19 protein-coding genes are annotated in these 21,411 nt (G+C 70.7%); 13 read left to right on the top strand and 6 right to left on the bottom strand.

The window, feature by feature from the left end:
• Positions 1–16 precede the first annotated feature (16 nt).
• The 5 genes from SPOPO_RS0108145 to SPOPO_RS0108125 are packed head-to-tail and all read right to left on the bottom strand — an operon-like array spanning position 17 to position 4,986.
• Positions 17–1,102: an alpha/beta fold hydrolase gene (locus tag SPOPO_RS0108145; RefSeq protein WP_019874294.1), complete on the bottom strand. Its 1,086-nt coding sequence runs from the start codon at positions 1,100–1,102 to the stop codon at positions 17–19.
• Positions 1,099–1,341 (bottom strand): hypothetical protein, encoded by a 243-nt coding sequence (locus tag SPOPO_RS0108140; protein ID WP_019874293.1) that lies wholly within the window; start codon positions 1,339–1,341, stop codon positions 1,099–1,101. Before SPOPO_RS0108140 ends, SPOPO_RS0108145 begins: the two co-directional genes overlap by 4 nt.
• On the bottom strand, positions 1,338–2,177 hold the full coding sequence (locus SPOPO_RS0108135; RefSeq protein WP_019874292.1) for an alpha/beta fold hydrolase: 840 nt from the start codon (positions 2,175–2,177) through the stop codon (positions 1,338–1,340). Before SPOPO_RS0108135 ends, SPOPO_RS0108140 begins: the two co-directional genes overlap by 4 nt.
• Positions 2,174–2,995: an alpha/beta fold hydrolase gene (locus SPOPO_RS0108130; RefSeq protein ID WP_019874291.1), complete on the bottom strand. Its 822-nt coding sequence runs from the start codon at positions 2,993–2,995 to the stop codon at positions 2,174–2,176. The genes SPOPO_RS0108135 and SPOPO_RS0108130 overlap by 4 nt, the downstream gene beginning before the upstream one ends.
• Before the next feature lie 2 nt (positions 2,996–2,997).
• A complete protein-coding gene (locus SPOPO_RS0108125; protein ID WP_019874290.1) occupies positions 2,998–4,986 on the bottom strand; it encodes a flavin-containing monooxygenase in 1,989 nt (662 codons plus the stop codon).
• Between the two features lie 129 nt (positions 4,987–5,115).
• Between SPOPO_RS0108125 and SPOPO_RS28405 the strand changes: the two genes are divergently transcribed.
• The 10 genes from SPOPO_RS28405 (at position 5,116) to SPOPO_RS0108075 (ending at position 15,307) form a co-directional block, all read left to right on the top strand.
• Positions 5,116–6,270, top strand: coding sequence for a Zn-dependent alcohol dehydrogenase (locus SPOPO_RS28405; RefSeq protein ID WP_019874289.1), 1,155 nt, complete (start codon positions 5,116–5,118; stop codon positions 6,268–6,270).
• Entirely contained in the window at positions 6,267–8,060 is a 1,794-nt protein-coding gene (locus SPOPO_RS0108115) for an AMP-dependent synthetase/ligase (RefSeq protein ID WP_019874288.1), read from the top strand. Before SPOPO_RS28405 ends, SPOPO_RS0108115 begins: the two co-directional genes overlap by 4 nt.
• A gap of 16 nt (positions 8,061–8,076) precedes the next feature.
• Positions 8,077–8,745: a TetR/AcrR family transcriptional regulator gene (locus SPOPO_RS0108110; RefSeq protein WP_211210868.1), complete on the top strand. Its 669-nt coding sequence runs from the start codon at positions 8,077–8,079 to the stop codon at positions 8,743–8,745.
• A gap of 65 nt (positions 8,746–8,810) precedes the next feature.
• Complete coding sequence (locus SPOPO_RS0108105; protein ID WP_019874286.1) at positions 8,811–9,599, top strand: enoyl-CoA hydratase/isomerase family protein; 789 nt, start codon at positions 8,811–8,813, stop codon at positions 9,597–9,599.
• Positions 9,600–9,651: 52 nt separating this feature from the next.
• Positions 9,652–10,437 (top strand): alpha/beta fold hydrolase, encoded by a 786-nt coding sequence (locus SPOPO_RS0108100; protein ID WP_019874285.1) that lies wholly within the window; start codon positions 9,652–9,654, stop codon positions 10,435–10,437.
• 12 nt (positions 10,438–10,449) lie between these two features.
• A complete protein-coding gene (locus tag SPOPO_RS0108095) occupies positions 10,450–11,577 on the top strand; it encodes an acyl-CoA dehydrogenase family protein (protein WP_019874284.1) in 1,128 nt (375 codons plus the stop codon).
• A 10-nt stretch (positions 11,578–11,587) separates the two neighbouring features.
• Positions 11,588–12,787 (top strand): thiolase family protein, encoded by a 1,200-nt coding sequence (locus SPOPO_RS0108090; RefSeq protein WP_028984607.1) that lies wholly within the window; start codon positions 11,588–11,590, stop codon positions 12,785–12,787.
• A 5-nt stretch (positions 12,788–12,792) separates the two neighbouring features.
• Entirely contained in the window at positions 12,793–13,551 is a 759-nt protein-coding gene (locus SPOPO_RS0108085) for an SDR family NAD(P)-dependent oxidoreductase (RefSeq protein ID WP_019874282.1), read from the top strand.
• Positions 13,548–14,315, top strand: coding sequence for a crotonase/enoyl-CoA hydratase family protein (locus tag SPOPO_RS0108080; protein WP_019874281.1), 768 nt, complete (start codon positions 13,548–13,550; stop codon positions 14,313–14,315). Before SPOPO_RS0108085 ends, SPOPO_RS0108080 begins: the two co-directional genes overlap by 4 nt.
• Positions 14,312–15,307 (top strand): acyl-CoA dehydrogenase family protein, encoded by a 996-nt coding sequence (locus tag SPOPO_RS0108075; protein WP_019874280.1) that lies wholly within the window; start codon positions 14,312–14,314, stop codon positions 15,305–15,307. Before SPOPO_RS0108080 ends, SPOPO_RS0108075 begins: the two co-directional genes overlap by 4 nt.
• A gap of 5 nt (positions 15,308–15,312) precedes the next feature.
• Here SPOPO_RS0108075 and SPOPO_RS0108070 read toward each other — a convergent pair whose 3' ends face one another.
• Complete coding sequence (locus tag SPOPO_RS0108070) at positions 15,313–16,560, bottom strand: LLM class flavin-dependent oxidoreductase (protein WP_019874279.1); 1,248 nt, start codon at positions 16,558–16,560, stop codon at positions 15,313–15,315.
• 189 nt (positions 16,561–16,749) lie between these two features.
• Between SPOPO_RS0108070 and SPOPO_RS28400 the strand changes: the two genes are divergently transcribed.
• The 3 genes from SPOPO_RS28400 to SPOPO_RS28395 all read left to right on the top strand — a co-directional run bounded on the left by SPOPO_RS28400 (position 16,750) and on the right by SPOPO_RS28395 (position 21,410).
• Positions 16,750–18,048 carry a cytochrome P450 gene (locus SPOPO_RS28400; RefSeq protein ID WP_019874278.1) on the top strand — a complete coding sequence of 433 codons (1,299 nt, stop codon included), beginning with the start codon at positions 16,750–16,752 and terminating at the stop codon, positions 18,046–18,048.
• Between the two features lie 235 nt (positions 18,049–18,283).
• Positions 18,284–19,408 carry a hypothetical protein gene (locus SPOPO_RS0108060; RefSeq protein ID WP_019874277.1) on the top strand — a complete coding sequence of 375 codons (1,125 nt, stop codon included), beginning with the start codon at positions 18,284–18,286 and terminating at the stop codon, positions 19,406–19,408.
• Positions 19,409–19,439: 31 nt separating this feature from the next.
• Complete coding sequence (locus SPOPO_RS28395) at positions 19,440–21,410, top strand: branched-chain amino acid ABC transporter permease (RefSeq protein WP_084670933.1); 1,971 nt, start codon at positions 19,440–19,442, stop codon at positions 21,408–21,410.
• Position 21,411: the final 1 nt, after the last annotated feature.

Genomic DNA, 21,411 nt, shown 5'->3' with positions numbered 1-21,411 from the left:
TCCGCAGTAAGGGGTGTCACCCCTTCTTGACGTCGCTGTGGTCGGCGAGCCAGCCGAGGATCCGCGGCACGGTGTGCCGTGCCGCGGTCCGGCCGGTGGTCAGGCTGGCGTGGCCGGCGGAGAGCTCGAGAACCTCGGCCTTCGTGCCGGTCAGCAGGTCTGCGAGCGGACTCGTCGCGCCGACGGGGACGAGTTCGTCGCGGTCGCCGGTGACGATCAGCACCGGCATCGTCAGGTCCGCCAGGTGCACCGCGCGACCGTCGAGGCGCAGCGAGTCGGTGACGAAGCCGTTGGCCTGCATCCACTGCTCGGCGATCTGGAGGAAGGCCGCCCCGGGCAGGGGTGAGTGCTGCTCGAAGCACCGGCTGAGCGCCTGATACCCCTTCAGATACTCCTCGTTCCAGAGGTTCTGCCAGAGGTTCGCGTACTTCACCACCGGCGCGGTCGGCTTGAGCACGGAGAAGAACGCCGCGATCAGCGCGGCCGGGACGTTCCCGTCGGGGTCGAGGACGGTCGCGGGGTCCAGCCGACGCTCGGCGACGGCATCGACCATCGCGCCGAGGTGACGGAAGTCCACGGGCGTCGCGATCACGACGAGGTTGCGCACCGCGGCGGGGTCCGCGGCGAGGGCCTGCAGCGCCATCGTGCCGCCCATGCAGTAGCCGATCACGCTGAGCTCGGTGCTGCCGGTCTCGCGTTGCGCGGCCCGCAGGGCGCGGGGGAAGTACCGCGCGAGGTACGTCTCCAGGGTGTTCGCACTGTCGTCGGCGTCGGGGATCCCCCAGTCGAGGACGAAGGTGTCGAAGCCCGCGTCGAGCATGCGTGCGACGAAGCTGTTCCCGGTGTGCAGGTCGAAGATGTACGACCGCCCGACCAGCCCGCCGAGCACCACGACCGGGGGACCGAGGCGCGGCTCCGGGCCCACCCCGTGTCCGCTGTAGTGCCGCAGCTCCGCCTTGCCCTCCCGCCACACGACACGGCTGGGCGTCGGGCCGATCGGCGCGAACTCGGTGCCGGCGAGGTAGCGGACGCCGTTGCGGAACCGCCCGACGCTGCGGCCGACCTCCCGGGCGACCCAGGCGACCGGGTCGGCCGCGCTCATCGCGGCGGAGCTCCGTCCTCCAAGCGGCGCGAGAGTTCGGCCAGTTCCTCACGGGTGCTCGCGAGCTGACGGCGCAGGGCGGCGACGTCGCCCCGGGTCGGCAGGTTGACGGCGTGCAGCACCGCGCCCGCCGGGCGTTCGACGAGGCGCGTCACCGAGCCCTGCAGCCGGAATCCGCGCAGCAGCAGGTCCGTCGCCGCCCGTGTACCGAGGACCGCTTCGAGGCGGCGCCCGATCATTGCCCGGCCGCCAGGAACTCGCCGACCACGGAACTCACCTCGTCCGGACGTTCGAGGAACAGGTGGTGCCCCGCGCCTCGCACCAGGTGCAGCTCGGCATGCGGGATCAGCGCGGCGATTGCCTTCGCGTTCACCGGCCGGGCCAGCGGGTCGTCGTCGCCGTTCACGACGAGCGTCGGCTGCCGGATCAGGCGCAGCATCGGCATCGTCGACCACGTCGTGACGGCCAGCATCTGGTACAGGTAGCCGCGGGTGTCGGGCGGCCGTTCCGATGCCGGTGCGGTCCGCAGGGCCGCGGCCTGCCGCACGAGGTCGGGGTTGCGGCGCATCTCGCCGCCGAGCAGTTTCGGCGCCAGCGCCGCGTAGTGCTCCGGGTCGCGCAGGCGCCGCATCGAGAGCAGACCGGCGAAGGCGATCGGGTGCGCGGGGACGCTGCCCCACCCGGTGTTGGTCGACATCAGGACGACGCGGCGAACCCGGCGCGGCGACGTCCACGCGAGCTGCTGGGCGATCATCCCGCCGAGGGAGTAACCGAGGATGTCGACCCGGTCGAGTTCGAGGGCGTCGATCAGCTTCGTCAGCAGCCGGGCCGACCCGGCGATCCCCAGCGGCAACGTCGGGGTGGGTGATCCCCCGGTTCCCGGAGCGTCGAAGGCGATCGTCCGAAGCCCCGTCAGATGGCGTCGCAGCGGGTCCCACATCCGGACGTGCCCGCCGAGTCCGTTGACGAGCAGCAGCGGCGTCCCGGTGCCCTCCGCCGGTCCGGCGACGGAGACGCGCAGCTCGTGGCGACCCGCCCGAACCGTCCGTTCCTCGGTCGCGACCGGGGCGCTCACGCTCCGACCTCGGCGAGGAAGGTCAGCAGCGCGTCGTCGAAGGCCTCGGGGACCTCGAGCATCGGGTAGTGCCCGCAGTCGAGTTCGACGAGCCGGCCGTCCGGCAGCCGTTCCTGCAGCCAGGCTGCGCCCGCGATCGGGGAGACCGGGTCGACGGAACCCATGATCTGCAGGACGGGGAGCTTGAGCGCGCCGACCTCCGCGACCTGGTCGGTGTGCAGGTACGTCCGGTAGCAGGCGATGGCCGCCCACGACGGCATCTGCAGCTGCATGCGCAGCAGCCAGCCGAGCACGTCGGGATCGGGCTCGACGCGGAACGCGGAGGCGATCGTGCGGCGGCGGGTCTCGATGCGCTTCGTCCGCTCGAGGCGCACGAGTCGAGCCTCGAGGTCCGCGGCGTCCCCACCGAACGGGAACTCCGCGCTCGCGCTCGCGCGCACCGCGTTGGAGCCGACGAACACCAACTGGGCGAGGCGCTCCGGCGCCGTGACCGCGGCGCGCATGGCGATCTGGGCCCCGAACGACCATCCGACGAGAGTCGCGTTGCGCAGGTCCAGGCCCTCGAGCACCGCGACGACGTCCGCCGCGAGCCGGTCCATGCCGTAGGCGTCCAGCGGCTTCGACGATTGTCCCGTCCCTCGGACGTCCAGGGCGAGGGCGCGGTACCCGGCGGTGGTGAGGGGGTGCACCTGGCCCTGCCAGGCGTCGGAGTGCAGACCGAAGCCGGCGACGAACAGGACCGGCCGGCCCGCGCCCTTCGTGGGCCGGTGGTCCTCGACGTGGATCTCGACGCCGGGTTCGACCTCGAGGCGGGGCACGGTCAGCCGGCCTGGGCGGGCGCCGGATCCGGGGCCGGCGTGAGGTGGAAGTCGTCGAGATTCACGTCGTGCGTCATCTGCCAGAACTCGACGTTGGTCCAGGGCATCGGGATCACGATGCGTCCGGCGGCGTTCCGGTAGTAGGTCGTCATGCCCGGGTGCGACCAGATCGTGCGCGTCAGCGCGTCACTGATCCGGCGGTCGTAGGCCTCGAACACCTCCTGCCGCACCTCGATGCTGGTCGCCTCGCCGCTCGCGAGCGTCAGCAGCAACGACAGGACGTGACGAACCTGCATCTCCATCGTCAGCGCCGCACTGCCGCCGTGTGCGCCGAAGGTGTTCGGCCCGAGCAGCAGGAAGAAGTTCGGGAAGTCCGGCACCGTGGTGCCGAGGTAGGCACGGGCGTCGTCCTCGCCCCAGACCTCCCGCAGGCTCTTGCCGGAGCGGCCGCGGACCTCCATCGGCCCGAGGACACGTACCGCCTGGAAGCCCGTGGCCAGCACGAGGATGTCCGCGGGGTGCTCGACGCCGTTCGCGTCGACGACGCTGTGCTCGCGCACCTCGACGACCGGGTCCGTGCACAGGGTCACGTCGTCGCGGGTCATGGTGCGGAACCAGCCGTTGTCCAGCAGCGGACGCTTGCCGTACGGCGGGTAGGTCGGCAGGCACTTCTCCAGCAGGTCCTGCCGATCGCCGAGCTCGGAGCGGATGTACTCGGTGAGGTACTCGCGGTGCTTGTCGTTGCTGCGGTTGACGGAGCGTTCGGGGTGCGGCCAGTCCGGGTCGATCTGCAGCGCCGGGTAGAGGCGGTCGCCGAAGTTCCAGACCAGCCGCAGGCGGTACCAACCCAGGTAGAACGGGACGTGCGCCATCAGCGTCCGCGTCGCCTCGCTGGTCTCGCGCATGTAGTTGGGGTTCGGCAGGCCCCACTGGGGCGACCGCTGAAAGACCGTCACATGCGCCGCTTGACCGGCGATCGCGGGTACCAGTTGCATGGCGCTGGCGCCGGTGCCGATGACGACGACCCGCTTGCCGGTCACCTCCACCGAGGTGTCCCAGTTCGCGGTGTGCATGCTGGGACCGGCAAAGGTCTCCAGGCCCGGAATGGCGGGGATCGCCGGCCGGTTCAGCAGGCCCACGCCGCTGATGACGGCGTCGGCGGTGAGCATGTCGCGCTCGCCGGTGGAGCTGCGGACGGTGACCCGCCAGTGCTGCGCGTCCTCGTCCCAGTTCATCGTCTCGACCTCGGAGTCGAACCGGATGTGGCGACGCAGGTCGAAGTGGTCGGCCACCTCTTCGAGGTAGGCGTAGAGCTCGTCGCGCTTCGCGAAGTACCGCGTCCAGTTCGGCGACTGGGCGAACGAATAGCAGTAGAGGTGGCTCGGGGTGTCCACGCCACAGGCCGGGTACACGTTCTCCAACCAGGTCCCGCCGACCGCCGGGTTCTTGTCGAGAATCGTGAAGGCGACACCGGCCTTCTTGAGCTTCACCGCGGCGCACAGACCGGACAGGCCGGCGCCGATGACCAGCACCTCGATGTGACGGATCGTCATGTCCGGCGCGGGCACCGGATCGCGGTCGAGGACGCCCAGTTCCTCGGCCAGCAGACCGCCGAAGTCCTCGGGGAGCTTCTGCGACGAGCCGAGCGAGAGGTGGAGCATCTCGGTCAGTCGCTCCGGCGAGGGCGGCGGCGCGGCCTCGAACTCGCCGTCGTGCCAGGCGCGCAGCACGCGGAAGGCGTCCTCGCGGGCCTGGGCCTGGAGCTCGGGGGACAGGCCCGCCGAGTCGTGGTCGTCGACACCGAGGGGGCTCGTCGGCCGGTACGTCCCGGTCAGCCAGGTGTCGTCCCCGGTGAGCTGGGCGAGCGCAGCCAGCAGCGTCGGGAGGTTCGCCTCCTGCAGTGCCGCGCGCAGCTCGTCGTCGCCGATCTTGCTGCGCAGCGGCTCGGCCGCCGACCGGATGTCGGCAGACCATCTTTTTTGACTCGGCACGTCTCAATAATAGAGGGGCCGGGGTTCGCGTCAAGAGCGGCGAGAGCCGCCGTCAGGCGTTGACGTGCCGCCCACCTGCGGGAAAGTATTGAGATACCTCGTTCAAAAAATCGTCGGGAAGGGCTCGAGATGGCGGTCCGGGCGGCGGTCTGCGCGCAGCTGGAGAAGCCGCTCGAGGTGCGCGAACTCGTCCTGGAGCCGCCGCGGGCGGGCGAGGTCGCGGTCCGGATCGCGGCGGCCGGAATCTGCGCGTCGGACGCCTCCGTCTCCACGGGCGCCCTGCCGAGCCCGTTGCCGATCGTGCTCGGTCACGAGGCCGCGGGGGTCGTCGAGGCGGTCGGTCCGGGCGTCGAGAGCGTCGCGGTCGGGGACCGCGTCGCCGTCGCCGCGATGCCGCAGTGCGGGGCCTGCTACCGCTGCACGCGGGGGCAGCCCGGCCTTTGCGAGCAGGGCGACGGCGTCCTGCTCTCCGGGGCGCTGATGGACGGCACGACGCGGTGGCGCACGGCCGACGGCGTCGCCGTCGCCCAGTTCGTCGCGGCGGGAACGTTCGCCGAACGCGTGGTCGTGCCGGCGATCTCCGTCGTCGGCATCGGCGCCGACATGCCGTTCGCACCGGCCGCGCTGCTCGGGTGCGCAGCGCTGACCGGCGTCGGGGCGGCGCTGAACACCGCCGCGATCCGCCCGGGCGGCACGGTGGCCGTGATCGGCTGCGGCAGCGTGGGTCTGATGGCCATTCAGGGCGCGCGCATCGCGGGTGCGGGACGCATTCTCGCCGTCGACCTGGTGCCCTCCAAGCTCGAGATCGCACGGCGGGTGGGCGCCACGGACACGCTCGCGGCCGGTGAGGTCGACGTCCTGGCGGCGGTCAAGGACCTGACGGCCGGCCGCGGGACGGACACGACGATCGAGGCGGCCGGCCTCCAGCTGACCGTGGATCAGGCGATCCGGATGACCGGCAAGGGCGGCGAGGTCGTCCTCGTCGGCGCGGGTGGACCCGACGTCCGGATCAATCTCCCGCAGTTCACCGGCCTGGTCGGGAGCGCCAAGACGTTGAAGGGCTGCCTGTTCGGCTCGGCCGACGTGCACCGCGACATTCCGCGCCTGGTCGAGCACTACCGCACCGGTGCGCTGTTGCTCGACGAGCTGGTGACCCGCAGCTTCTCCCTGGACGAGATCAACGAAGGCCTCGCCGCGGTCAGCGCGGGCGAGGTCGTTTCCGCAGTGGTGACTTTCGGTCCGGCGCCGGACGGGCCGAGCTTCGAGACGGAGGAACGGGCATGACGACGACGAGTGGCGCGGCCCTGCAGGCAACCGACCTGTGCGAGGCGTTCGCCTGCACGGTGGCGGAACGGCCCGACGAGGAGGCGATGCGTGCCTCTGACGGCTCCGTCTCCCTGACGTGGTCTCAGGTGGACGCAGAGGTGCGTCGCGTCGCCGGCGGCCTGGCGGCGCTCGGCGTCACGACCGGCGGCACCACCTGCATGATGCTGGCGAACCGCTACCAGGCCGCGGTCACCGACCTCGCGACGCTGCACCTCGGAGCGGTGCCCGTCTCGCTCTACAACAGCACCGCGACCTCGCAGCTGACGTACCTGCTCGACGACGCCCGCTGCGACGTGCTGGTCACGGAAACCGCCTTCGCGGACAAGGCGCGCACCGCGATCGCCGCGACCGCACGGAAGCCGAAGCTCGTCGTGATCGACGGCACCGGCGACGAGCCCGACTGGACCGCGCTGACGTCGATGGGCGACCCGCTCGCGCCCGGGGTGCGTCCGACGCTGAAGGCCGACGACGTGCTGACCGTCGTCTACACCTCCGGCACCACCGGCGTCCCGAAGGGCGCGGAGCTCACGCACGACAACATCCTGGAGCAGATCCGCGGCCTGCACTCCCTCGGCCGGTTGCCGATGGGCGGCCGTTCGCTGTCGTACCTGCCGTTCGCGCACATGGGTGACCGCCTCTGCGCGTACTACATGCCGATCGTCAGCGGGTCCTCGATCACCTACCACCTGAACCCGAAGACCGCGGCGCTGCTGCTGCCCGAGCTGCAGCCCACGCTCTACATGGCCGTACCGCGGATCTGGAACTACGTGATGGGCCTGGCCCACGCCGCGATCGAGGCCTCGCCCCAGCGGGCCGAGTTGGAGAAGGCCCTGGAGCTCGGGCTGCGGCTGCATGACGACCGACTGGCCGGGAAGGAGGTCGACACCGCGCTGCGCGAGGAGTGGCTCAGCTACGACGAGGCGCTCGACGGCCTCCGCCGCACTCTTGGGTTGGCGGCCGGTGAGCTCCTCTTCACCGGAGCCGCCCCGCTGCCGCCGGAGACGCTGCGCTTCTTCGCTGCGATCGGGGTGGACCTGTGCGAGTGTTACGGCCAGAGCGAGACCGCGGGCATCATCCTGTGCAACCCGGCCGGGGCCGCCCGGCCGGTGACGAACGGCCTGCCGCTACCGGGTGTCGAGGCCAAGATCGCCGACGACGGCGAGCTGCTGCTCAAGGGGCCGATGGTCATGAAGGGCTATCGCGGAAAACCCGACCTCACCGCCGAGGCGTTCGACCCCGACGGGTGGCTGCGGACCGGCGACATCTTCGTGCAGGACGAGGCGGGCTACTACCGCATCGTCGACCGCAAGAAGGAGATCCTCGTCTCATCGACCGGCAAGAACGTCTCGCCGGTCCTGGTGGAGAACACCCTCGTCGCGAACTGCCCGCTGATCGCGCCGGCGGTGTGTATCGGCGACGCGCGGCCCTACGTCACCGCGCTGATCGCGCTGGAGCCGGAGGGCACCGCGGCCCTGACCGGCGAGGCGGACCCGGCCCGGAATGCGGCGAATCCGCTGGTGCGGGAGCGAATCCGCGACGGGATCCGGTCCGCGAACGAGCATCTGAACGCGGCGGAGCAGGTCCGGCGCTTCCTTCTCGTCGAGTCGACGTGGTTGCCGGGCACCGACGAGCTCACCCCGACGATGAAGCTGCGGCGCAAGCCGATCGCGGAGAAGTACGCGAAGGAGATCGAGCTGCTCTACGGTCCTCCGTCCGACCGGGTGGTCGAGGTGGTCGAGCCCCGATGAGCGCTACCGTGGTCCGGTGAGCCGCCGGACCGTGAAAGCACCTGCGGACGACGCCGGAACAGTGGAGGTCGCGGGCGACGGCGACGCGCCCGTGCGCCGGGGCCGTGGGCGCCCGCGGCGCAGCATCGATCGCGAACAGGTCGCCGACGTCGTCGAGGAACTCTTCGAGGAGGGCGGCTACGAGGCGGTCTCGATAGAGGAGACGGCCAAGCGCCTGACGGTGTCGCGGGCGACGCTCTACCGGACGGTGCCGTCGAAGGAGCACCTGCTCGCCATCCTCTTCGAGCGGATGACGACCGAGCTCTACGACGCCGCGCTCGAGATCGTGGAGAACGCCGACCTGACGCCGCGTGAGCGGGTCGAGCAACTCGTCCGCGCCCAGATCGACGCGGCCTTCCGGCAGCGCAACTACCTGCTCGTGTTCTTCGGCGGCGGCAACCTGCCCGCCGAGGACTACGAGAAGTGGAAGACCTGGCGGCGCCGGTACGAGGGTCTGTGGTTGAAGGTCGTCGAGGAGGCCATCGCCAACGGGGACCTGCCGGACGACGATCCGCGTCTGGTCACCCGCCTGGTGACGGGCATGACGACGTGGGTCGCGCGGTGGGCTCGCCCGGGCGGGCCGCACGACGCCGGCCACATCGCGGACGTCGCTCTGCGGCTTGTGCTGTCCGACCCGAAACGTTAAGCTCCGGATTACTGAGACGCCCGGGCTCAAAAAGAGCTCGCGGTATCGGAGCGAAGGGTCTTGCGGTGACCACACCTGCCCTGGACGTTCGGGTCGACGGGCACGTCGCCGAGGTCACGCTGACCCGGCCCGAGCTGTTCAACCGCTTCGACGACGAGCTCCATGTCGAGTTCACCGCGGTGCTCGAATCGCTGCGGCGGGACGAGAAGGTGCGGGCCGTCGTCCTCGCGTCCACCGGCACGGTGTTCTCCGCCGGCGGCGACTTCGACCTGATGCGCGCGGCCCAGGCCGATGTCGCGACGCGGTTGCGGATCGTCGACGACGGACGCCGCCTCCTCGACGCGCTGATCTCGCTGCCGCAACCGCTGGTCGTGGCGATGCAGGGTCCGGCGATCGGGCTGGGCGCCACCGTGGTGCTCACCGCGGACGCGATCGTCGCCGCACGGGGGGCGACGATCTCGGACCCGCACGTGGTGCTCGGGCTGGTGGCCGGGGACGGCGGCTGTCTCGTGTGGCCGCAGGCCGTCGGCATGCTCCGGGCGCGCCGCCACCTGCTCACCGGCGACCCCGTCGACGCCGAGACCGCGCACGCCATGGGCCTGATCACCGACCTCGTCGACGCCCCCGACGACGTGCTGCCCGCCGCGCAGGCGCTGGCCGCCCGCATCGCCGCACTGCCCCCGCTGGCGGTTCAGGGCACCAAGCGCGCGCTGAATCGCGTCACGCAGCTGCGCGCCGGCGAGGTCGTCGAACTCTCGCTCGCGCACGAGGAGACATCGCTGGCGTCGCGTGATCTGCTCGAGGCGATCGACGCGTTCACCGAGCGCCGTCCCGGCATCTACCAGGGTCACTGACGCCCACACACGACAGCCCCCGCGAACTGACCACCCGTCATCGGAGGAACCCATGCCGTTCGCAGAGCTTCATGGCAACCAGATCTACTACGAGGTCACGGGCGACGGCCCGGAGACGATCGTCTTCTCCCACGGTGCGTTCCTCGACCACACGCTCTGGCAGCCGGTGGTCGACCTGCTCTCGGGTGAGTACCGCTGCATCACCTGGGACGCACGCGGGCACGGCATGAGCGAGTGCAACGGTCCGTTCGACTACTACGACCTCGCGGCCGACGCCGTCGGTCTGCTCGACCTGGTCGGCGCGCCGAACGCGGTGTTCGTCGGCATGTCGCAGGGCGGCTGGATCAGCCAGCGCGCCGCACTCGCGAGCCCGGACCGTGTCCGCGGTCTCGGGCTGGTCGGCACCTCGCTGCCGCTGTTGAGCGAGCAGGAGACCGCCGGGTTCACCCAGCTCTCGCAGGGCTGGCTGGGCATGGGCCCGGTCGGACCGATCGCGGACGCGATCTACGGCATCCAGTTCTCCGACGTCCCCTTCGACGGTTCGCGCTACCGCGCCGCCTGGCAGGGCAAGCCGCCGTCGGCGTGGTCGGAGGTCTGGGCGACGATCCTCACCAAGCGCGACGACATCACGGACCGCGCGAGGGACATCACCTGCCCGGTGATCGTCGTGCACGGCACGGTCGACGCCGCCTTCACCGTGGACAGTGCGCGCGCGATGGCCGAGGCCTTCCCGAACAACCGCGGCGTCACGATCGTCGAGGGCGCGCCCCACGCGGTCGCGCTCACGCACCCGCACGAGGTCGCCGACGCGCTGCGTTCCCTCGGCAAGAGCCTGTAGTCGCAGGTTCGCGTGAGAAGGACGGTCTTCACCGACCGGCACGAGCTCTGGCGCAAGGAGGTGCGTGACTTCCTGCTCCGGGAGGTCGTGCCCGAGTACCCGTCGTGGGAGGAGGCCGGCGCCCCGCCGCGGGATTTCTGGCCGCGAGCGGGCGCCGCGGGGATCCTCGGTGTGGGGATCCCCGTCGAGTACGGCGGGACGCCGGACACCTCCTACCTGCACAGCGCGGTGTTCGCCGAGGAGGCGCAGGCCCTCGGCCTGGCGATCAGCGGCGTGCGCGTGCACGTCGACATCTGTGCGCCCTACTTCCTGCACTGCACGAACACCGAGCAGAAGCAGCGCTGGTTGCCGCGCATCGCGTCGGGGCAGGCGCTGACCGCGATCGCCATGTCCGAGCCCGGGGCGGGCTCGGACCTGAAGGCGATGGCGACCTCCGCGCGTCGGGAGGGTGAGGTCTACGTCGTCAACGGCGCGAAGACGTTCATCTCCAACGGGATGCACGCCGACCTGATCGTGCTGGCGGTGAAGACCGACCGCGACGCCGGGCGGGACGGCATCAGCCTGCTGGTCGTCGAGGAGGGCATGCCTGGTTTTTCCCGGGGGCGCAAGCTGGAGAAGGTCGGGCTGCACGCCCAGGACCTCGCGGAGTTGTTCTTCGACGACGTCGAGGTGCCGGTGGCGAACCTCCTCGGGGAGGAGAACAACGGCTTCGCCTATCTGACGGCGAACCTGGCGCAGGAACGGCTCTCGATCGCGGTGAACTCCCAGGCCGCCGCGGCGGCGGCGCTGAGCGCGACGGTCGAGATCGTGCGCGCGCAGCCGGGCCGGCCGGCGCAGCCGGTGAAGTTCGAACTGGCCGCGTGCGCGACCGACGTCGCGGCGGGGCAGGCGCTGGTGGACCAGGCGCTCGCCGCCCACGAGGCCGGTGAGCTCTCGCCCGCGGACGCGGCGATGGTAAAGCTGCACGCCACCGAGACGCAGGGCCGGGTGGTGGACCGGTGCGTGCAGGTGCTGGGCGAATCGGGGCTGCGTCGCTCCTCGCCCCTCGGCCGCGCCTTCGCGGACGCCCGGGTGTCCCGAATCTTCGGTGGGTCGAGCGAAATCATGAAAGTGATTGTCAGTCAGTCGATGGGGCTGTGAAGGGATCGTCATGCATGAGGCAGTGATCGTCGACGCGGTGCGGTCGCCGATGGCGAAGGGCAAGGCGCCGCGCGACGGCAAGCCCGGCGGGGCGTTGTCCGGCGTGCACCCGGTCGAACTCCTCGGACAGACCGTGAAGGCACTGCTGGAGCGCAACCCGGCGCTCGATCCCGGTGACGTCGAGGACTTCATCGTCGGCTGCGTCAGTCAGGTCGCCGAGCAGGCCGGATGCCCCGGCCGGTGGGCGTGGCTGGCGGCGGGCCTGCCCGAGCACGTGCCCTCGACGACCGTCGACCGCCGTTGCGGGTCGAGCCAGCAGGCGGCGGACTTCGCGGCGCAGGGGATTCTCGCCGGCGCCTACGACGTGGTGATCGCCGGTGGCGTCGAGTCGATGAGCCGGGTGCCGATGGGGTCGGCGCGTCAGGGCGCGGACGTCTACGGGCCCTCGGCCACCGCGCGCTACGCCCCGGGCCTGGTCCCCCAGGGCATCTCGGCGGAGCTCGTCGCGGCGCGGTGGAAGCTGGACCGCACGACGCTGGACGAGTTCTCCGCCGCCTCGCACGCCCGCGCCGCGGCCGCGGCCGCGAACGGCGGGTTCGCGAACGAGATCGTCCCGATCACGACCCCGGACGGGGTGGTGTCGGCGGACGAGACGATCCGCCCCTCGACGACGGTGGAGGGGCTCGCGGCGCTTCAGCCCGCCTTCGAGAACGCGGACATGGCGGCACGCTTCCCCGAGATCACCTGGTCGATCACCGCCGGCAACTCCTCGCAGATCACCGACGGCGCGGCGGCGCTGCTGATCATGAGCGCGGAGCGGGCCGCGGCCCTCGGGCTGCGGCCGCGGGCGCGGTTCCACGCCTTCGCGGTCGCTTCCGACGACCCGATCACGATGCTCTCCGGACCGATCCCGGCGACGGAGAAGGCGCTCAAGCGCGCCGGCATGACGATCGATCAGATCGACCACTACGAGGTCAATGAGGCCTTCGCCTCCGTCCCGCTCGCGTGGGCGGAGCACTTCGGGGCCGACCCGGCCAAGCTCAACCCCCGCGGTGGGGCGATCGCGCTCGGGCACCCGCTCGGGGCGTCCGGGGCCCGCCTGATGACCACCATGCTCAACCACCTCGAGGCCACCGGCGGCCGCTTCGGCCTGCAGACCATGTGCGAGGCCGGCGGCATGGCCAACGCCACCATTCTCGAAAGGCTCTGACCACCATGGAGATCGCCGGCAACTCCGCGCTCGTCACGGGCGGCGCGTCCGGACTCGGCCTCGGCACGGCGTGCGCGCTGGCCAAGGCCGGTGCGAAGGTGACGATCCTCGACCTGCCCTCCTCGCCCGGGGCCGAGGTCGCCGCCGAGATCGGTGGGGTGTTCGCCCCCGCGGACGTCACCGACACCGCGCAGGTCGAGGCGGCGCTGGACGCGGCCGAGGCGCAGGCCCCGCTGCGCGCGGTCGTGCACTGCGCCGGCCGCGGCGGCCCGGTCCGGCTCGTGGAGAAGGACGGCAGCCCCGGTTCGCTGGAGACCTACACCGCGATCGTGAACGTCAACCTGATCGGTTCGTTCAACGTGCTTCGGCTCGCCGCGGCGCGGATGACGCGCAGCGAGGCGGTCGACGGCGAGCGCGGCGTCTGCATCCTCACCGCCTCGGTCGCCGCGTACGAGGGGCAGATCGGTCAGATCCCCTACACCTCGTCCAAGGCCGGGATCGTCGGCATGACGATCGTCGCGGCGCGCGACCTGGCGTCCAAGCAGATCCGGGTCTGCACCATCGCCCCCGGGCTGTTCGACACCCCGCTGCTCGCGCGCCTGCCCGAGGAGGTCAAAGCCTCCCTCGGGAAGTCGGTGCCGCATCCGAGCCGCCTCGGCACGCCGGAGGAGTACGCCAAGCTCGCGCTCGCGATCATCGACAACCCGATGCTCAACGGCGAGACGATCCGGCTCGACGGGGCGATCCGGATGGCGCCGCGATGAGTGATCTCGTGCTCTTCGAGGTCACCGACGGGGTCGCGCTGATCACGCTGAATCGGCCCGAGCGGCGCAACGCGATCGACCTGCCCACCGCGGAGGCGATCGATGCGGCGCTGACCCAGCTCGACGAGCGGGACGACGTGGTCGTCGGCGTTATCGCCGGCAGCGGACCGGTGTTCTCGGCCGGCATGGACCTCAAGGTCATCGCCGCGGGGGGACCGCGCCCGATCGTCCCCGGCCGCGGTGCGTTCGGCATCGTCGAGAACCCCCCGGCCAAGCCCCTGATCGCGGCCGTCGAAGGCGCGGCGCTGGCCGGCGGTTTCGAGATCGCGCTGGCCTGCGACCTCATCGTCGCCGCCGAGGACGCCACCTTCGGACTGCCCGAGGTCAAACGCGGTCTCGCGGCGGCCGCCGGTGGCGCGGTCCGCCTTCCCCAGCGGATCCCGTACTCCCACGCGATGCGCATGATCCTCACCGGCGAACCGATTCCGGCCCAGCGGGCCTACGAGCTCGGCCTCGTCGTCGAGCTCACCCCACCCGGCGGAGCGCTGGCCGCGGCCCAGGCGCTCGCCGCCTCCATCGCGGTCAACGCCCCGCTGGCGGTCCGCACCTCCAAGCAGGTGATCAACCTCGTCCAGGGCAAGTCCATGCCGGAAGCGTTCGAGGCGCAGCGCCCACTGATGCAGCGAATCCGGGAATCGGCCGACGCCCTCGAAGGAGCGAAGGCCTTCGCGGAGAAGCGCGAACCCCGCTGGACCGGCCGATGACGATCCGCCGCCGCCGCGTCTACGACGAAGACCACGAGGCGTTGCGAGCGAGCGTCGCCCGGTTCCTCGACTCCGGCGCCGCCGAGCGGCAGGACGTTTGGGCGGCCGCGGCCGAGCACGGCTTCGTCGGCCTGGGTGCTCCGGAGGTGGACGACCCGCGGTTCGCCGCCGTCGTCCTGGAGGCGGCGATGGCGGCCGGACTGCCTGCGTTCGCCCTGTCCCTGGCCGCGCACGACGGCTTCGCGCTGCCGCTGCTGGCCGGCCGCCGGGTCGCGACCCGGCCGGCGGTCGTCGACGGCGGGGACGTCCGGCTGGCCGGCGGCTTCCTGCGCGGTCGGGCCGAGACCGTGGTCAACGGCATGAGCGCCGACCTGCTGCTGGTGGTCGCCCGGACCGACGACGGCGACGAGCACGTGGTCCTCGTCGAGGCCGGCGCGGTCCACCGGGCGCCGGCCGAACCACTGCTCGGGCTCGAGGGGCTGGACGTCGCCGACTGCGCCTTCGACCTCGCGCTCGACGGCAACGACGCCGGGAACGGGACCGCCGAGCCGATCGACGCGGATCTGGAGCGGGCCCGAGCGAGCCATCAACTCGCGCTCGCGGTCGCGGCGGTCGCGGGGGCCCGGACGGCGCTCGACATCACCGTCGCGTACACGCGCGACCGCAAGGCGTTCGGGACGCCGATCGCGTCCTTCGGAAACACCCGGCACGTCCTCGGTTCCCTGGGAGCGCGGATCGCGGCGGTCGAGTCGTTCGTCGACGCCGCTCTTGAGTCCCCATCAGAACTCTCGCTCGCGTCGGCGGCCGCGCTGCGCCTGTGTGCGACCGAGATCCTCGGCACCGCCGTCGACACCGGCGTCCAGCTCCACGGCGGTTACGGCTACATGTGGGAGTACCCGATCGCCCGCGCCTACGCGGCGGCGCGTTTCTTCCGGGTGCACAGCGCCGGCGAGCACCTCCAGGAGGTCCTCGCCGACGCCGTCGGTCTGTAGCGCGGTCAGCGCACCGCGGGCAGCACCTTCTCCGCGAACAGCTCGAGCTGACGCTTCTGCACGTCGAGCGGCACGGTGCCCTGCTGGAAGAACTGCCAGACCATCCAGTCCAGCTGGCCCTCCTCTTCGCCCGGGCCGGCGTGGCAGGTGTGAAGCTCCTCCATCTGCCGGCGGACGTCGTCGACGGTGCCGCAGAGCAGCTGGCGGGTCTCGATCAGGCGCTTGGCCAGGGCGGCCTCGTCGGGGAAGGACAGCGGGGTGTTCGGGTCGTCCTCCGCGGTGCGCCACATCTCGGTGAAGCCGAACTTGTTGAAGTAGTTGTGCCACTCGTAGGCCGCGGTGCGTACGGCCATCTCGAAGGCCTCCTCGCGGGTCTCGCCGATGCAGACCGAGCGGGTGGCGCCGAACAGTTCGCCGAGCTTGAGATCGCGGCCCTGTTCCTGGGCGGCGGCCTGGTAGGCCTGCGCGTGCGCGCGGAAGCTCTCCGGCCGGCTCTCGGTCGCGATGCAGGTGAAGCCGCGCTTCGCGGCCGCGATCATGCTCGCGGGGGAGACCGTGTACGGGACCCAGATCGGCGGGTACGGCCGCTGGTACGGCGGGGGAGTGACGCCGATCTTGCGGATCACGCCGTCGCCGTCGACCTCGTCCTCGGACCCGAAGTCGCGGGTCCAGTCGACGCCGCCGAAGCCCTTGATGCCCTCGCCGTACGGGAACGGCACCTGGTAGTGCTTGCCGTCGTGGTCCCAGGAGTCCTGCGTCCACGCCTTGAGGATGACGTCGATGTGCTCGTTGTAGACCTCGCGGTTGCGGACGTCGGAGTCCGCGTCGACGAGCGAGGTCGACCCGCCCTGGGACAGGATCTGGATCCAGCGCTTCTGGTAACCGCGGGCGAAGGTGGCCCCGACGCGCCCCTTCGTCAGTTGGTCCAGCAGCGCGATGCTCTCGGCGATCCGGATCGGGTCACCGGCAGTCGGCACGATCGACATCGGGTAGAAGTGGATGTTCTGGGTCCGGACCGCGAGGTCGGCGTACAGCGTGATCGGGTCCGGCATCACCTCACCACCCTCGGAGTGCAGGTGGTGCTCGGTGGTGGAGAAGGCGTCGTAGCCCAGTTCGTCGGCCAGGACCGCGATCTCGCGGACCTCTTCGAGCATCATCTGGTAGCGCTCGGTGTTGCGGCCGATGGGCCGCAGAGCCTTCCGCTCCTTCAACGTCGCCGGGATCGTCGGCATCGCGAACACGCTGACCTTCATGGCATCCCATCCATTTTTGAGCCGGGTCGTCGCACAAAACATAGACCCGTTCGGTGACGGCGTCTACGCCTGTTCGCCACCCTGCTCGGCAGGGCGAATCGACGGAACCCTTGACCCATCGAACGTCGGCTTTCTAAATTGAGACTCACCGGCGCAAAAATCGCGCCGAGCCCGGAGAGAGGGACACCGATGTCCGCTGACGCTCAAGCTGCCCCGACCGGCCTCACCCCGCTGAACCCCGAGGTCCAGCGGTGCCCCTACGACTGGTACGCGGCGATGCACGCGTCGGGTGAGGGCGCGTTCGACGCCGGCCCCCTCGGTTACGTGATCGCGGGTCATGCAGAGATCTCCCAGGTCACGTTCGACACCGCCGGGTTCTCCTCCGAGTTCTACGGCCCCGAAGGACCGCAGCTCGCCGGCGTCAGCCCCGAGCCCTGGTCGCCGGAGGTCCAGGAGTTCTGGGCGACGATCCCCAAGCTCAAGAACGCGCTGTTCTCGTGCGATCCGCCCACGCAGACGCGGCAGAAGGCGATCGCCAACAAGTCGATGAACATCGCGCGCGTTCGCAAGCTCGAGCCGACGATCCGCGCCGAGGCCAACGCTCTCGTCGACGGGTTCATCGACGACGGCCGCTGCAACTTCTACTCCGCGTACGCCGAGCCCCTGCCGGTCATCATGATCGCGACGATGTTGGGGATGGACGGCGATCGCGAGCTGTTCAAGAAGTGGAGCGACGACATCGCGGACGGTTACCTCGCGCCGATGGACAACGCGCGGCGGCTGGAGGTCCTGCACTCGGCGAAGGCGTTCATCGAAGATCTGATGCCCCGTATCGAGGCGCGGCGGGCGAACCCGACCGACGACCTGCTCTCGGCGCTCGTCAACTCGACGATCGACGAGGAGGACGAGCAGAAGTTCGGTGAGATGGCCGGACCGCGGCACCTCACCGACGGCGAACTGCTCTGCGCCGTCTCCCAGCTGCTGCCCGCCGGCAACCACACCACGACGAACCTGATCGGCAACCTGCTGATCGAGCTCATCGAGCGGCCCGAGGTGATGGCGGATCTGCGCGCCAACCCCGAGCTGATCCCGGCCGCGATCGACGAATCGTTGCGCAAGGACTCACCGCTGCGGGCCACCTACCGCGTCTGCACCAAGGACGCCGAGGTCTCCGGGACGAAGATTCCGGCCGGGTCGCTGGTCCCGATGATGTGGGGTGGCGCCGGCCACGACCCGGAGGTGTTCGAGAACCCGCAGGACTTCGACATCCACCGCCCGAACGTCAAGAAGCACCTCGCTTTCGGCTACGGGCCCCACGTCTGCGTCGGCATGCCGCTGGCGCGCGCGGTCTCCCGGATCGCGTTCGAGGTGCTGCTGGAGCGCGTCGACAACATCCGGTACGCCGCGGGCTTCACCCCGACGCGCGCCGCTCAGTTCCCGTTCTCCGCGTACGAGGGCCTGGAGATCGAGTTCGACAAGCGCACCTGACGAACCGTGAGCGGGCGATGACCGCCTGTTGAACGGAGCTCCCCGGATATTTCCAAAAAGTGAACATTTTTCCCGACACGACCCGCGCCGCTGCGACGATCCAACCAGTGCGCGCAGCGCGCGGTGGTCGGGCGAACACCCCTAACAGCTTGCCGCCCCAACGGCGACCCGGCGGTGCGTCAGAAATCTGTCGGCGTACGACCACCCAGACGGGTCGTCACGTGAGGAGAATGGAATGAAGGTTCGGACTGTCGGTCTGCGGTGGACCGCGGCCATGGGCGCGGTCGGTTGCGTCGCGGCGTACACGTTGCTGCCCTCCACGGCGAACGCGGACGTCTCGACGTTCACCGCGAGTGCCATCGCGTATCCGTTCCGCATGGCAACCACGAACCCGACGTTCCCGCTCGGTGTCCCCTACGAGGGGTACGGCCCGTTCGCGAGCACCAACCTGACGTCGATCGGCGCGGCCGACGCGGTCGCGGCCGGCCCGTACCCGGGCCCCGTGGCGGTCCAGGGTCCTGGCCTCGTCAACGCCACCACCGGCGTGCAGCTGCCGAACTACCCGTTCTTCGTGACCGCCGAGGCCGGCGAGGGGGCGCGGAGTGTCGACAATCCCTTCTCCACGCTGAACGCCGCCAGCAACCCCGGCGTGGTCACCGCGGACGCCGTCCTCGGCGCGGCGTTCTCGGGCGCGTCCGCCAACGCCCGCTCCGAGCGGCTCGAGTTCGGCGGCGTGCGCTCCACGGCGGAGAGCACCTACGACATTCTCGAGCTCGCCAACAACATCGAGATCCGTGGACTGCGCAGCGTCGCCTCCGCCGTCTCGGAGGGCAACGGCGAGGCCGTCACGACCTCGCTCCTCGAGTTCGACTCGATCACCGCCCCGGGTCTGATCTACCAGACCCCGTGCGCCCTGCCCCCGCAGCTCGGTGTGCCCGAGGGTCAGCGCGAGCTCCCGTGCAGCAAGTCCGAGGGCCTGGTGCTCTCGTTCCGGGACGGGCAGTTCCTGCTGAACACGCCGGACGGCACGAAGCAGGCGCAGCCGCTCGACGCGGGCGCCGTGAAGAGCGCGTTCGCCTCGATCGGCGTGAAGATGACCTACCAGGAGCCGGTGGTCACCAAGGACGGCGTCACCGCCGCCGGGATGACCTTCTCCACCGACCTCCCCGAGCTCCCGGACAACGAGAGCGGCATCGCCGGCGTCACGACGCAGGTGTTCGAGATCGGCTTCGCGGCCGCGTCCGCGAAGGCACAGACCACGGTGAGCACGTTCGGCGCGGGCACCGCGCCCGCAGCGGCCCTGACGGCGCTGGGACTGCTCGCGTTCGCCGGCGTGGCGCGCACCCGCACGAACCGGTGAGTGACCGAGCAGAAGGGGTGGAGGTTCGTCGATGAGCGACTATGTGCCGTACCTGATCTTCGGGATCTCCCTGGGATCGGTGTACGGACTCGCCGCGATGGGCCTGGTGCTCACGTACAAGACCTCGGGGCTGTTCAACATCGCCCAGGGCGCGATCTCGGCGGCCGGTGCCTACGCGTTCTACGAACTGCGCGACGACGCCGGGCTCTCCTGGCCGGTGGCCGCCCTGCTCGTCCTGCTGCTCTTCGGGCTCGGTCTCGGATTCCTGCTGGAGCGGATGTCCGCTGCGCTCCGTGAGGTCCCCACCGCGCAGAAGGTCACCGCGACCATCGGATTGCTGGTCGCGATCCAGTCGCTGCTGATCCTGCGCTACGGGTACACGGGCCTGTCGGTGGAGTCGTTCCTGCCGACCGACGAGGCGTTCACGCTGACCGGCGTTCCGGTGACCTACGACAGCCTGATCGTCCTCGCGCTCGGCGTCGCGTCCGCGGCGTCGCTGTACGTGTTCTTCAAGCGGACCCGGCTCGGCACCGCGATGCGCGCCGTGGTCGACGACCAGGAGCTGCTGGACCAGACCGGCCTCAACCCGTTCCGGATCCGGCTCTCCGCCTGGGTGATCGGCTCCTGCTTCGCGGCCACCGCCGGCGTGCTCCTCGCCTCGATCCAGCTGCAGCTCGACGTGTTCATCCTGTCGGTGATCGTCATTCAGGCCTTCGGCGCTGCCGCGATCGGCCGGTTCACCAGCCTGCCGTGGAGCTTCGTCGGCGGCCTCGTCGTCGGGGTGCTGCAGGGCGTCACGTCGAAGATCTTCGCGCCGCACCCGAACCTGTCGGGCATCGACTTCAACATGCCGTTCATCGTCCTCTTCGGCATCCTCGTCTTCGCCCGCCGCGGCTGGCTGGTCGAGGTCGGGCGCGAGATCAAGACCCGCGCCGTGCCGCCGAGCCGAATCCCGCCGCCGGCCCGCGCGGCCGGCTGGGTCGGCCTGTTCGTCGTCGCGCTGCTCGTGCCGCAGTTCGCCGACACGAAGATCAGCTACTACAACGCCGCGATCTCCTCGGTCGTCCTGTTCCTGAGCCTGTCGCTGCTGGTGCGGACGTCGGGTCAGATCTCGCTGTGCCACATCGGGTTCGCCGCCGTAGGTGCCGCCGGGTTCGCGCACATGCTCGACAAGGGCGTCCCGTGGATGGGCGCGATGCTCATCGGTGGTCTGCTCGCCGTGCCGATCGGCGCGGTGATCGCGATCCCGGCGATCCGGCTGTCGGGTCTCTACCTCGCGCTCGCGACGCTCGGGTTCGGCATCCTGCTCGCGCAGTACGCCTACAGCCGCGACTACATGTTCGGCTCCGGCGTGCCGACCCGGCGTCCCGAAGGCTTCATCGACGACGACAAGTACTACTACCTGCTGCTCGGCATCGCGTTGGTCGCGATCGGGATCGTCGTCACCATCGAGCAGACCCGCATGGGCCGGCTGCTGCGCGGCATGGCGGACTCGCCCGTCGCGCTCACCACGCTCGGCGCGAACGTCAAGATCAGCCGCGTCATCGTGTTCTGCATCTCGGCCTTCCTGGCCGGGATCAGCGGAGCGACCACGGCCGGCCTGTTCTCGCGCGTCAGCCAGGACACGTTCTCGACCCAGGACTCGCTGGTGATCCTGGCCTTCCTGGCCATCAGCGGTCGACGAACCGTCTCCTCCGCGATCGTGGCCGCGGCGCTGTTCCACATCCTTCCCGCCTACATCAGCGGCGAGAAGACGACGCTGTGGAGCTACGTGCTCTTCGGCCTCGCGGCGATCCTGCTCGCCGCGAACTCCCAGGGCGCCCTGCAGCGTCAGGTCCGTGAGGCCTGGGCCCGCCGGCACCCCGCGGCGAGCCCGCAGCACGCCCGCGCCGACAGCGCTCCCGCGCGAGCGGTGCCCCCCGATGCCGGTGACCCGCCGGCGTCCCCTGCTCCGGCTGGTGCGTACGCGCCGTCCCGGTATGAAACCGACGAAGGAGTCTGAC

Source organism: Sporichthya polymorpha DSM 43042, from assembly GCF_000384115.1.
GTDB lineage: Bacteria > Actinomycetota > Actinomycetes > Sporichthyales > Sporichthyaceae > Sporichthya > Sporichthya polymorpha.
This window is presented reverse-complemented; position numbering and strand designations above follow the sequence as displayed.